We start from the raw sequence: 12,913 nt of genomic DNA, 5'->3' as shown, positions 1-12,913 counted from the left end.
TGCTATGCCTCCTTCTGTTCGTTAGGTGAAACGAGGGCAAATCGCTCCCATTTACGGCTCTTCCATCTAAAGTATACGATAATTGCCCGCAACCATTCATCTGCTGAAATGGCTAGCCAAATTCCAACCAAGCCCCAATCCAGTACAAAGACAAATAAATAACCCAATGGAAGACTCATGCAAACCATTGACAGAAATCCGATTTTCACAGGGAACCTCGCATCCCCTGAAGCACGTAACGAGTTAATGACAACAATATTCATCGTGCGGCCCGTCTCAAGTAAAATACTTAAAGCTAACACGGATGCTCCAATTGCTATAACGTTAGGGTTATCTGTAAAAACATGCATAAGCTGCTTGCGGAAAATCGTGACAAAAGCGACCATTATAATCGTAAAAACAAATGCCGCACGTACGCTAGTCCAAAGCTGATGATAAGCATCGTCCTTTTTCCCTGCACCTACATGACGACCAATAATGATTGCTGTTCCTGTACCAATAGCAATCGCAAATAAATAGGTAAACATTGAAATATTCATGGCGTATTGTCGTGCCGCTAATGTTTCTGCTCCTAAATATGTTGCATAATACAAGAAGATGATTTGACAAAACTGATAAAGAACCTGCTCAAATGCAGACGGTAGGCCAATGTTCAATATTTTTTTTACATATTCCTTAGAATACTCGAAATAATATTGAATCTTTATACGCACTTCCATGACCTGATATAACAACCAGAAAAATACGAGTACCGCTAAACCTCGACTAATAACAGAAGAAATAGCTGCACCTTTAACACCAAGCTCTGGAAAACCTAAATTCCCAAAAATAAGACCATAATTTAAAACCACGTGCAATATATTCATACCAAGTGATACGTACATTGTTTGCTTCGTCCAACCATGTACGCGGATAATTGCAGCTAAAGCATTGATAATAGCCTGAAGGAAAATAAAACTCCCGATGATTGCTAAATAGCTTTGCGCATAGTGGAGTACTTCTCCCTGTAAATTCATCATTGTCATTAAATGACCAGCAAAGAAGAAAAATAGAATACTCATCAAAAGCCCAACGGCCAAATTCATTGTAACAGCTAAAGCTGATATTTTTGCTGCTTCGAAGAACCGTCTTGAACCTAAGTATTGGGAAACTACAATGGATGCACCATTACCAACCACTTCAAGAATCAAGATAGCTATATGGATATATTGATTGGCTGCACCTACTCCTGATACAGCATTATCTGATAAAGCACTGAGCATAAAAGTATCAGCTAGTCCCATTAACATAAATAAAAATACTTCTAAGAAGATAGGCCACGTTAAATGGAATAGACTTAACTTATTTGTCTCTTTAATTGTGTCTGCCAATACTTTCACTTCTCCTATCTTTTTCTTGAAAATCTATTGTATCTTATCACAAATTTTCAGACTGTAAAGAGGTTTATGATAAGACAGCGCTTCCACACAAAAAATCCCCTTCACATAGCTTTGTGAAAGGGCTTTTCCTTACGTCAAACAGTAAGACTGTAATTGCTTACGTTTTTCAGCTGTTAGTCCAAATTCCTGTTCCATAAAGGCAGTCTTTGAGCCATAGAGATCATCCATAGCATCCAATGCTGCTTGTAAATAATCTTCACGAGCAGACATCAATGCATAAAATTGCTGTAATTCTTGTTCATTATACTGATGCTGAATAGCTTGAGCCATTTTTTCCACCATGGGTTGTAAGTGTATATTAGTGTCTAGGTAGTCTTCCATGATTGTTTCCTCTGGTACATCTAAAGCTAGTAAAATCAGGGCGCCTCCTATACCTGTTCTATCTTTTCCAACTGCACAATGGTGAACAAGACCTAAATTATCAGGATTTTGAATGGTTTTCATTAGCTCCTTAAATGAGGGATTATTAAAAGGCATTTGCGCATAAAAATTTCGGAACATTTCGGGGCTTACTACTTTATAAAAATCTTTACCACCAGCATTTGTGGGCATTTCAAAAGCATGATTACCCTTTGCTGGTATTTGAATATATCGAGCATGTGAGAACACGGGGTTAGGATTATGCTGTGCTTCCTTGTTGTCACGGTAATCAAAAATAGTTTTAATACCTAACATTTCAAATCGCTCTTTATCTGCTGATGTCATTTTACCAAGTGCTGCAGAGCGGTAGAATAAACCCTTCTTTACAATACGTCCATCCCTTGTCTTATATCCCCCCATATCTCGGAAATTATAGACTGCCTCAAACGGAATAACCTGTGTATCTAACTGTTCCATTCACTACCCTCCCTAAATTATTAAGCATTCTTACCTTTATTCTATAGAACAAATTAAATTAATTCCAATTTTCACGCTAGGTAATAACTAACCATATAAAAATGGCTAGCCGTTAGATCGGCTAGCCTTGAATTGTTATTTAAATAACTCTGGATACACAGCTTTAGCTACTAATTCTACTGCTTCTCCAATACGTGGACCAGGACGATTAGAGATATCAGTATCAAGAGACTGTACAGCTTTATCTTGAATAGCTTTCACAGTATTCCAACCATCACGTGTCAAAATTTCCCCTATAGGATCTTCTGTATAGTTTACTGTTGTTAATATAACCTCTGGATTTTTCGCAATAACCTCTTCCTCAGACACTTGCGCCCAATTGTCTAAATCAGCAAAGACATTCTTAACATTGGCTGCATTTAATATTTCTTGCTGGAAAGTTCCAGCGCCTGCCGTATAAATATCTGGCTTAGGACTAATCTCTAAATAAACATTTTTCGGTGCTTTTACTTCTTTCACCTTTGTTTGTACTTCAGTAATTTTCGCTTTAATCTGTTCGTTTAATTCATTTCCTTTATCTTCAACACCCATTACAGCAGCTAGTTGTTCAATATCCCCATAAACATCATCAAATGATGTGGCAGATTCAATAACAAAAACTTTCAGTCCCGCATCTTCTAATGGTTTCAATGCATCCTTAGAGCCAATTGTGTAAGCAATGACCACATCTGGCTTTAAGGCTATAATGCGTTCACTATCGAAATTCTGAGAATCAGATACTCGTTCGATTTTTTGTGCTGCTTCTGGATATGTGTCATACTCTGTTGCTCCTACGATTTTCTCACCAACACCTAGTGCAAATAAAATCTCCGTATTACTTGGTTGTAAGGAAACAATAGTTTTTGGTACTTCTTTAAATTCTACTTCTACACCACGATCATCTGTTACTTTGTAGGTTGTTTGTTCAGTTTGTTGCGTATCCTGTGAAGCCTCTTTATTTTTTGTATCTTCTGAGGTACCACAACCTGCTAAAACTAATATTAGTACTAGCACTGATAGCCATTGGAAATTAAATACTTTCTTCATTCTTACTCTCCCTTTTCTTTTTCATTGGATAGGATTTACTAATAAACGGTATTTCAGCTATACCTGCTTGGTGATTCATATAGACTGCCATGACAAAGCATACATTTGCTAACAAGCCTAAGTAGTCGAAAAGGATAGCTGGTACCTCTCGTTCCTCTGAAACCTTATGTAATGTACGATATGATTTTTTGGCTTCACTGCGGCAAAGATGTAAAGCAGCAGCAGCCTCTGTGCCCTGAGGTAAAACAAAACTTTGTATTTCTTCCTTCACATGACGAACATAAAAGTCATAGCGTTCGCTTAACCAAGAAAGATCTTCTTCTGTTACTGCTAGCTTTCCTCGGACTGAACCATTGACATGGTAAGCCATAGGTAACATAATCAGCAAATCATCTGCGACAACTTGTACATCCTCCTTTTTTACTGCAGCTAATGCAACCCCTAGATGTGTTGTGAGACTATCTGTTCGAATCTCATAATCAACCGTTGAAGCCTTCTCACGCATAAACGGATAACAAGAATAACGTGCATCCTTTTTCACTTGATGTACCCCCTTCCCATTTTGATAAATTCTTACATGAACGATAGCATAAAAAAACGCCGCTCCTTTAAGCAAAGGAACGACGAAAATAACATAATGATTGCCAATTACTATGACATTACCTATGTAATTTGCCGTATATCCTCCTAGCTTCCGAAGAGTTGTTATACGTTCAAATAAAGGTCGGTCTCCTGGCTTGTACAATTCATTAATGAATTTTAATGAGCTATAAAGAACCTTCCCATCTCCTTGGAGACAGTGGTATATCTTTATAATGGCTGTACTTACAGTTGCGGAAACAGCTTCGGTTTTTCACCGAATTCCCGATTATGCTAGTTAGCACCTTTATTCTGCAAGAATATTTCATTTGTAAAGCAGTTTACCATATATTAATAGGAAAAAACAGTTGTACTCCAAATAGAAACTTTACATCTGTACAAAAAAACACCATCTCGCTACTTTGAACGGATGGCTGCCTTATATTTCTTTTTGTGTTTAACTTCGTGCTCTTCATCAATTAAGCGGTGTGCAATAGCTATTAATTTAGAGTCATTCGTTTGATCATAAAGCTTTTTAAAAGAAATAATAATATCATAGCGAATAAGAGAGGGATGCTTTTCATCCAAACATGTTTGAAATCTCTTAGCTAGATACGAGACAACTAAGTCTCTTTGTACTTGACCTGCTAATCCAATTTTCCAAATAGCTTGTAACGCGTTCCTCGCCGTGGCAAATCGCTCATCATACGTCACAGCCCAAATTTTCAAAAAATCCTCCAATACCCTTTCTTCTGGATCACTTTTTGCGGCTAAGGCACATAAAATTTGTGCAGCACGTGCACGAGCATGTCCATCTTTGTATGTAAGTGCTTGTACAAGCTGTTCCCATACTGCATATGTCCAATCTACGGGCTCCTGCATAATTTTCATTAGTTCCTCGTAAGATTCATATTGAATATCGTGGTCACGCTCTGTTAGATTACTAAAAAGTTGCAAAATCTCTTTTTCCATAATTTATCCCTACCTTTATTGATTCAGAACGTAATAAAATTTGATTTATGGTACACTTAACTTAATTTTTTCGCAAAGAAGGTGAGTTTATGAATAAATTTAATGCTAGGAAATTGATTTTTCGAGTAATTGTGATTCTATCCTTACTTGTAGCTGCCTATTTTATTATCCCTGTGTCCATGCCTTTACTATTTGCAGGTATAAGTGCATTTTTCTTAGAACCAATCGTCATGTTCTTTAAAAGGCGATGGAAGATGTCACGGAAAATAGCAGTTGCTTTTATATACATAGTGAGTGTTATGGTTATATCTATTATTTGCTATCTGTCCATTACACAAATCATGTCGCAAATAATTTTACTATCTAAGCAAGCTCCCTATTATATTTCCAAGCTATCAGATATGTGGCTCCATATGCAAGAAAATATCTCTAAATATACAGAAGACTTTCCACCAGAAGTAAGTGCTTCACTTCAAAAAACCACAATGGATTTCATAAAAAAAGTTGAAGAATTCTTTTTAAGCTTTTTTAATTATAGCAAAGTTTCAGCCTTCTTTTCAGAAATTCCAAGCCTATTTATCAGTCTTCTCGTTTATATGATTGCTCTATTCCTATTTATGCTTGATTTGCCTAAATTAAAGCAAATCACTTATAAATATTTAAAGCCCAACACTGCAAAGAAAATAAAGATTATCCTTAATCGTCTAAAGGATGCAACTTTCGGTTATATGAAGGCACACTTATTTGTAAGCTTTATTATTGGAGGCGTCACACTTATTGGACTTCTATTAATCCAGCCCAAATATGCCATAACAATGACGATTATTATTTGGTTAATAGATATTGTCCCTTTCCTAGGCTCTATCATTATTTTAGCTCCATGGGGACTTTATCATTTACTGATGGGTAACACAGCTATTGCTGTAAAATTATTCATCTTAGCTGCTATTTTACTTATTATTCGTCGAGTAGTCGAGCCTAAATTAATGGGAGACCATATCGGTTTATCTACATTGCCAACATTAATCGCCATGTTCATTGGTCTTCAGTTATTTGGTATTATCGGTTTACTTGTCGGTCCCTTTGTTATAATTTTCTTTATTGCATTGAAAGAGACAGGTGTCATTAAGTTAAACTTTAAAATTTAAAAATTTTTAAGCTAAATAAAAAAAGGTCATCTTTGTATTTTTTCTCTACAAAGATGACCTTTTTCTCATGTCAATCGTCTATTAGTTAAAGAGGCTTGCTTATTGAATACGACCGAAGCCTACTAAATATTGATTCCACCAATCAAGTGATTCAATTACGACACCGTTGTTTTGAGCATCGATCATTGTGTTGTTACCTAAGTAAATACCTACGTGCGCTACCCCAGACCCGTAGCTGAAGAATACTAAGTCACCAACTCGTGCTTCACTTGCTGAAATACGCTGTGTTGCTAAATATTGTTGTGATGCTGTACGAGGTAAAGAAACACCTGCTTGTTTGTAAGACCATTGTACAAGACCTGAGCAGTCAAAGCCTGTTGATGGGTTGCTACCACCCCAAACATAAGGACGACCTAGGAATTGCTTAGCAGTTGAAATAGCATCTCCTGATGATGCTGTACCAGCTCCAGAGCCAACAATAATTTTTTGTGGTTGACCACCACCAGTATTTTGAGTTGCTTGTACTACTGGCGTTGCTGCTTGAAGAGCACGTAAACGAGCTGCTTCTTCTTCAGCTGCTTTACGCTCCGCTTCTAAACGTTCTTCTTCTTGTTTCGTTGCAATTTGAGCTTTTAATGCAAGTGATTTCGCTTCGTTTTCAGCCTTTTTCACTTCCATTTCGCTTTCCTTTTGTTGAAGCTCTTGGAATTGTTTTTGAAGCTCTTTTTGCTTTTCATCTAATGTAGCTTTTTGTTGCACTAAGCTTGCTTTATCTGCTTCCTGTTGATCCACTAATTCTTGGTCAGCATCCATTAATGTTTTAACCGCTACGACACGGTCCATTAAATCTGCAAAGCTTTTTGCTTCAAGAACGACATTTAAATAAACGCCTACAGTGTTATCTTGTGCTTGATATGCAGCCATACGCTCACTTAAGATTTTAGAGCGTTGTTCAATACGTTTTTGTGTTTCAACAATACTAGCATCTACTTCTTTAATTTCAGCTTGTACTTGTTTAAATACTTTAACTTTTGCGTCGATCTCTTGTTGTAGCTTTGTTAATTCTTGCTCTAATTTCTTCACTTGTTTATCTATTTCAGCCTTTTTCTCGATCATTTGTTGAGAAGTTTCTTCGGCATGTACTTCTGTTGGTTGAATTGTATTAAATAATAAGCCGCCTGCTAGTGCCAATGCTAGCACCATCGACTTACGCCATTTATTGCGCTTTCCCACGTTACCTTCATTTCCCTTCATCTATCAATTTCGCTCTCGATATCCTATGTAATCACTTGAACGATTTCTATTTTAATTAATTGTTCTTATATTTATATTAGCCTTTTAAAGTTTAGCATTTCCGGCATAACTTTTATACTATTTCTCATCTATTTAATACATTAGTAAAACTCGAAATATTTCTGTAACATTAGATATAATGCGTATTTATTCTACAAATAACCAATTTAATCTACATAGCGATAAAAATAGCTTATTCGACATTAGACCTACGCATCGTTTTGTAATGTTTTTGTAATATTTCTCTACAATGTTTCAAAAAAAAGATAGGGAAAAGATTCCCTATCTACTGTTTCATTGATCTTAGAGCTTGTATCGATAATCTTACTAATAAAATGGCACATAAAAATAAACCCAAATAGGCGGCAGTATTTAAGTAAACCGCATAAGAATCATGAATAAATTGGGAGATAGCTAAAAGCGCCACGGATATAATGCCAAAGGTGATCCCTACTAAAAGCAGCACAAAGCGAGAAAACAAATGTGTAATAAAACGAGCATTATGTTCATCTGAAAAAACATCATGATGTAAAATAATCTTCCCGCTTTCAACGCGTTGAATTAGCTGATCTACTCTTCTTGGCATTTTACGTAAAGTAGGTATAAGCATGGACAGTTCTTCCTGAAGTCGCTCTTTAGTAGCCATTGGTTCTTTAAATGGCTTTAAGAAAGAGGCACGCATATATGTAGCAGAAAAATCCTTTGCCTCGGTAAAAATATCAAAACGGGAATCAATTACTCGTAAAGTGCCATCCAGTGTCACTAAGGAACGAAGAGCCAACCCTACTGCAGGATAGAACGCTAAACCAAAGTCCCTTACTACTGTAAATAATGCATGAATTAATTCTTCAGTCGGTATACGATCAACATAGGAGATTTTTAGTAAAATTTGATCAATTGCTTGCTCCATCCTTGCACGGTCTGCGTGATCAGCTTTTTCCACTAATAATGTTAAGCCATCATATAAAACGCTTGAATCATTAAGCTGAATGCCCATCAAGAATAGCTTCAAACCCTCCTGCTGTGTAGCGCCTAATCGCCCAACTGCACCAAAATCAAGCAGAACTGGTGTGCCATCTGTTTCATCGATGTGGATATTTCCTGGATGCGGGTCTGCATGGAAAATTCCAGAGAATAACATTTGTTCAAAAAATGAATATAATACTGTTCTTGCGAATTGCCTACGATCGATAGACAACCGTTTGAATTCAGCTGCCCCATCTGCTACGCTTTGCCCTCGAATATATTCCATCACAATGACATTCTCATTACTGTAGGCTGTGTATATTTTAGGTATTCGAACTTTATAGTCACTTTTCGCTAGAGCATTTTTAACCTGTAAAGTATTACGGACCTCAATATCTAAATGAATCTCCTCACGTAATCCATCCGCAAATCCACCAGCTAGCTCCCGAAAGCCTAATGACTCTGCCCAAGTTGATTTTGTTGAAAGCCAGTTGGCAAACTCCTCTAAAATTTCAAGATCATCACGCATGATTCCTTTTACTTCTGGACGCAAAAGCTTAACTACAACATCTTCATAATTTTTAAGTCGCGCCTTATGCACCTGACCAATAGAGGCAGCCGCAATGGGTTCCATTTGAAAATGGCTAAATATTTCATTCATTGGTTGTGGAAGTGAGCCTTCTAAAATTTGTGTAACTTGCTCCTCTGGTAAAGGCTTCACACGGTGCTGAAGTCTTTCTAGCTCATCTATAAAAATGGGCGAAAATAATTCCTTCCTCGTTGACAGTACTTGTCCAAATTTAATGAAAATCCCACCACATTGCTCTAATGTTGCTCTTAAGGCAATGGCAAGCTCTTTTTCATTTTCACGTTGCCTAGCATATTTAATCGTTTGCACAACACCGTTTGTGACAGCAATTTTTAGTACTTGCCTTAAACGTTTCTGTTGTCGCCAATAGCTACGCAGTCGAAATAACATGGATTTTTGGCCGTTTCGCCGGTCTCCTGTTGCTATACCACTTGGATCAAACAGTTCAAAAACTAAATAGAGTAACATAGAAATGAGTAGCATACTCCCAATCCAAATGAGCGTACTGACTTCTGTCACCGTTTGCATCATCGTTTCTGATAAAAAATCCGTATGGCGCAAATAAGAATACCAGTAAACAAAAGAGGTTAATGTCACACTAATAACAACCGATAGCACTCTACGAACAAAATTGATATTGGAGCCAATTAATCGTCCACTAACAATGTAAATCAAACCAGATACTATGATAATTTGGATCAAAAACTTCAAAAAAATCAACAGTGTCACCTCCTGCACCATTTCCATCTCTTACTACCGCTAGTATAGCAAATTTATGTACTAACTTTCTTTTACAAGGATCATAACTAATATTTTGTTATCCAAAATTGCCCATGAGCCGCTTAACTTAACAAATAGGAAAGGGACGCTGTCAGCCAGCATCCCTTCAGTCATTAGTTAGTAGAAAGCACTTTTTCCCAATCAATTGTGCCATTTTTAATTTGTTCTCGTTTTTCTTTATTCATAATGTCATTTGGGCGCCCGCCTTTTGGCCAGTCTTTATCGTGGTTTGCCCATTCTGGTCGATCCTGCGATAAAATAAAAGCGGCTAAATCAGCAGCATCCTGATCTGTTAAAGTACCTGCTGCTCCGACTGGCATATTGTTTTGAATATAACCAGCCATTTTTGATATCCGCGCCATCCCTGCTCCATCATTGAAGGAATTATCTCCCCATAATGCAGGACCTGTATTTGCACCCGTACCAGAACCATCAGCAGCATGACAAGCTATACAGGACTGTCCATAAAGCTCCTCACCATTTGCAACATCTGGAATCGGAACATTCTTCATATCACTTGTACCAGCCCATTCACGTTTTGCTCCTATTGGTACACCTTCAGAAATATAAGCAAAATACGCTACCATGGCCTCCAATTCATCACTATTCATTTCAAATTTTTTACCATTCATACTACGAACCATACAGCCATTAATACGCTCTTCTATCGTCACAACATCACCAGAGCGTCCAATATATTGTGGATAATTTGCCATGACCCCTACTAACGACGATGCTTGCTCATCATAGCCTGCTCCTGCATGACAGCTTGTGCAAGATAATTGATTCCCCACATATTCATCTGCTGCAACATGTGTGTTATTCACTAGCTCATAGCCGTATAATATCGCCTCTTTCATAGGTCCATCCGGCACCTCTTCAATACTTGGTGGAGCATAGACCAACGACTGAGCAGCTGCTGTTGTTGGTATTTGTGTCTGCACTGTCTTTTCATCCTTGCCAGCATTTGACTCTACTGAAATTTTGTCGCTGACAATTGTTCCAACAAAGATTGAGCCTGCTAACAGTACTGTCCCTGCTACTCCTGCTACTATAGGTTTCATCTATAATACCCCCCTTTGTATCTTCCTTTTCATTTTAGCAACATAGCAATTATTTGGATGTGATTTTTCTCACACATACCTAAAACAGAACCATTAAGATGATAAAAATGGTTAAAATATACATTTTTATTGTCCTACAACAAAGAAAACAAGACTTAATACCTCTTGCAGTATATAGCCATATCTGAATAAAAAAGTGTCGAGCACATCATGTACTCGACACTCATCTAGCCTTTTACAATTTACATACTCCATCGGCACATACAGACTCACCATTTCCCATTATCTTTATTATTGGTTGGATACCCGCTATTTCCGCCGCTTGATGTAAAGTTTTTACAAAAACCTCATTTGGTTCAGCGCCTTTAATACCATATCTATTTTCAAACACAAAGAATGGTACACTTTGTACCCCCAGTTGTTGGGCATCATAGCGATCCTGTTCTAATGCTTCACTAAAGTCAGCCGATGTTATGATTTTCTTCGCTTCTTCCACATTTAAATTTAATTTCGCAATAACTTTTAATAAAAAATCGTCATCATTTACATCTTTACCCTCTTTAAAATAACCAGCCATTAATGCTTCTGTATAAGCCGTCGCTTTACCAAATTGCTGTGTCCACTTCGCTAAACGATGTGCTTTTTCAGTATGGGAAGTGGACATCTTAGCAAATTCATAATCCAAACCAACCTCCATTGCTTTCATAGCTATGCCCTTGACCATTTCTTTTACTTCTTCTAGCGTGATATCATATTTTTTAGCCATCGCCTCGTAAAAGGTTGGTGCATTCACTTTTGGTATATCTGGGTCTAATTGAAATGCTTTATATTCAATTTCCACTAGTCCTGTATAGCCTGCAATATCAATTGCCCGTTCTAGTTCTCGCTTGCCAATATAACAAAACGGACATGTGAAATCAGAAAAGACTTCAATTTTCAAAGCTATCCCCCCTTATAAAATGTCCATCCAAATTTTTATCGCTGTTGCTAATATAAGAACCGCTAAAATAACTTGTAGGAATTTCGTATTTAACTTCCCCCCTACTTTCGCACCAAGTGGAGCCGCTATTAGACTAGATACAATTAAGATGAGCGCTGGAAGATATTCAACTTGTCCTGTCATTAATTTTCCAACGGTACCTCCTATTGAGGAAATAAAAGTAATAGCAAGGCTTGACGCAATGGTCATACGTGTTGGGATTGCTAAGACAATAAGCATTATTGGCACTAATAAAAAGCCACCAGCTGCCCCCACAATCCCTGAACCGATACCAACAATAAATGCTAATATGACTGCAAGTAGTTTATTAAAAGTAATCTCCTGCATCGATTTATCATCAATTTGCTTTTTCGGGATGAACATCATCACAGCTGCAATCAACGCAAGGATACCATAGACAATGTTAATACCGGACTCTGATAAAAATTTTGAACCAAAGCTCCCTACAAAGCTTCCTGTTAATATGGAGCTCCCCATATAGATTATAAGTGATTTATTTAAATATCCTCCTTTGCGATATACCCAAACTCCAGCAAGTGCAGCAAAAAGCACTTGAATCGCACTAATCCCTGACACCTCATGTGCAGAAAAGGCCGCAAAACCTAATAATGGCGGGATATATAGTAGCATCGGGAAATTAATGATAGCACCGCCAATCCCCAACATCCCCGATACAAATGAACCAAGAAAACCAATAAGTAAAATGGTTAAGATCCATGCAATATCCATTTGTTTTTCCTTCTTTCTGGCTGCAATCAATAAAGAGAAAGGAGGGTTGTTCTACTGTAATAGACAACCCTCAATCCGCTCTATGCTTTCTGAATTAAAAATGTAATGACGCCAGCCTCTTCGTAGTGGTCTAAAATGATATGACCCCCAGCTTTTGCCCAAGCAGGAATATCCGCTAAAGCTCCTTTATCTGTCACCTGAACTTCTAAAACTTCCCCTGCCTTTAAGGTGTCGATTGCTTTTTTTGTCTTCACAATAGGCATTGGACAAGACAGGCCTTTTGCATCTAGTTGTAAATTAGGTTTCATCATAATCTCCTTCGACTCGGCAAAGCTTGTAAGCGATTTTGCCGAGTCTTCTTGTTTTTTATCTTCATGAAGGAAGAGCGCCTTCAATCCACGGAATTTACATGTTATAAGCATGCATGCGTA

The 12,913-nt window shown here is 37.5% G+C and carries 12 protein-coding genes and 1 riboswitch; of the genes, 1 reads left to right on the top strand and 11 read right to left on the bottom strand.

The window, feature by feature from the left end; translation table 11 throughout:
- Positions 1-2: 2 nt before the first annotated feature.
- The 5 genes from SJW71_RS02610 to SJW71_RS02590 all read right to left on the bottom strand — a co-directional run bounded on the left by SJW71_RS02610 (position 3) and on the right by SJW71_RS02590 (position 4,913).
- Positions 3-1,370, bottom strand: coding sequence for an MATE family efflux transporter (locus tag SJW71_RS02610; protein ID WP_341387016.1), 1,368 nt, complete (start codon positions 1,368-1,370; stop codon positions 3-5).
- Between the two features lie 138 nt (positions 1,371-1,508).
- On the bottom strand, positions 1,509-2,276 hold the full coding sequence (locus SJW71_RS02605) for a tyrosine-protein phosphatase (RefSeq protein WP_274794767.1): 768 nt from the start codon (positions 2,274-2,276) through the stop codon (positions 1,509-1,511).
- A gap of 135 nt (positions 2,277-2,411) precedes the next feature.
- Positions 2,412-3,362, bottom strand: a complete 951-nt coding sequence (locus SJW71_RS02600; RefSeq protein ID WP_274794768.1) for an ABC transporter substrate-binding protein — start codon at positions 3,360-3,362, stop codon at positions 2,412-2,414.
- Positions 3,346-3,903, bottom strand: a complete 558-nt coding sequence (locus SJW71_RS02595) for a hypothetical protein (RefSeq protein ID WP_322610579.1) — start codon at positions 3,901-3,903, stop codon at positions 3,346-3,348. The genes SJW71_RS02600 and SJW71_RS02595 overlap by 17 nt, the downstream gene beginning before the upstream one ends.
- 164 nt (positions 3,904-4,067) lie before the next feature.
- Positions 4,068-4,265: riboswitch (cobalamin riboswitch) on the bottom strand.
- Between the two features lie 93 nt (positions 4,266-4,358).
- The gene (locus tag SJW71_RS02590) at positions 4,359-4,913 is read right to left on the bottom strand and encodes a hypothetical protein (protein WP_274794770.1); all 555 of its coding nucleotides are present in this window, start codon (positions 4,911-4,913) and stop codon (positions 4,359-4,361) included.
- A gap of 89 nt (positions 4,914-5,002) precedes the next feature.
- On the opposite strand from SJW71_RS02590, the gene ytvI reads away from it, so the two are divergent.
- Positions 5,003-6,061 (top strand): sporulation integral membrane protein YtvI, encoded by a 1,059-nt coding sequence (ytvI, locus tag SJW71_RS02585; protein ID WP_274794771.1) that lies wholly within the window; start codon positions 5,003-5,005, stop codon positions 6,059-6,061.
- Positions 6,062-6,160: 99 nt separating this feature from the next.
- Here ytvI and SJW71_RS02580 read toward each other — a convergent pair whose 3' ends face one another.
- From SJW71_RS02580 to SJW71_RS02555, 6 genes are all read right to left on the bottom strand, one after another.
- Positions 6,161-7,315 (bottom strand): C40 family peptidase, encoded by a 1,155-nt coding sequence (locus SJW71_RS02580; protein WP_274794772.1) that lies wholly within the window; start codon positions 7,313-7,315, stop codon positions 6,161-6,163.
- Positions 7,316-7,640: 325 nt separating this feature from the next.
- Positions 7,641-9,629, bottom strand: coding sequence for an ABC1 kinase family protein (locus SJW71_RS02575; protein WP_431811719.1), 1,989 nt, complete (start codon positions 9,627-9,629; stop codon positions 7,641-7,643).
- A 173-nt stretch (positions 9,630-9,802) separates the two neighbouring features.
- Positions 9,803-10,753 (bottom strand): c-type cytochrome, encoded by a 951-nt coding sequence (locus tag SJW71_RS02570; protein ID WP_274794774.1) that lies wholly within the window; start codon positions 10,751-10,753, stop codon positions 9,803-9,805.
- Positions 10,754-10,988: 235 nt separating this feature from the next.
- Positions 10,989-11,693, bottom strand: coding sequence for a DsbA family oxidoreductase (locus tag SJW71_RS02565; protein ID WP_431811718.1), 705 nt, complete (start codon positions 11,691-11,693; stop codon positions 10,989-10,991).
- A gap of 12 nt (positions 11,694-11,705) precedes the next feature.
- Complete coding sequence (locus SJW71_RS02560; RefSeq protein ID WP_431811717.1) at positions 11,706-12,482, bottom strand: sulfite exporter TauE/SafE family protein; 777 nt, start codon at positions 12,480-12,482, stop codon at positions 11,706-11,708.
- A gap of 80 nt (positions 12,483-12,562) precedes the next feature.
- A complete protein-coding gene (locus tag SJW71_RS02555) occupies positions 12,563-12,790 on the bottom strand; it encodes a sulfurtransferase TusA family protein (protein ID WP_404809742.1) in 228 nt (75 codons plus the stop codon).
- Between the last annotated feature and the right edge of the window lie 123 nt (positions 12,791-12,913).

Origin of the sequence: Lysinibacillus sp. FW12 (genome assembly GCF_050817245.1) — a bacterium.
In the GTDB taxonomy this organism is placed as follows: domain Bacteria; phylum Bacillota; class Bacilli; order Bacillales_A; family Planococcaceae; genus Lysinibacillus; species Lysinibacillus irui.
Note: the sequence above shows the minus strand (reverse complement) of the source record. Positions and strands in the feature narration are given on the sequence as shown.

Bases quoted from the DNA above. Each gene is read 5' to 3' on its own strand.
- SJW71_RS02605 (WP_274794767.1), bottom strand. From the start codon at position 2,276: ATGGAACAGTTAGATACACAGGTTATTCCGTTTGAGGCAGTCTATAAT.
- SJW71_RS02600 (WP_274794768.1), bottom strand. From the start codon at position 3,362: ATGAAGAAAGTATTTAATTTCCAATGGCTATCAGTGCTAGTACTAATA.
- SJW71_RS02590 (WP_274794770.1), bottom strand. From the start codon at position 4,913: ATGGAAAAAGAGATTTTGCAACTTTTTAGTAATCTAACAGAGCGTGAC.
- ytvI (WP_274794771.1), top strand. From the start codon at position 5,003: ATGAATAAATTTAATGCTAGGAAATTGATTTTTCGAGTAATTGTGATT.
- SJW71_RS02580 (WP_274794772.1), bottom strand. From the start codon at position 7,315: ATGAAGGGAAATGAAGGTAACGTGGGAAAGCGCAATAAATGGCGTAAG.
- SJW71_RS02570 (WP_274794774.1), bottom strand. From the start codon at position 10,753: ATGAAACCTATAGTAGCAGGAGTAGCAGGGACAGTACTGTTAGCAGGC.
- SJW71_RS02560 (WP_431811717.1), bottom strand. From the start codon at position 12,482: ATGGATATTGCATGGATCTTAACCATTTTACTTATTGGTTTTCTTGGT.
- SJW71_RS02555 (WP_404809742.1), bottom strand. From the start codon at position 12,790: ATGAAACCTAATTTACAACTAGATGCAAAAGGCCTGTCTTGTCCAATG.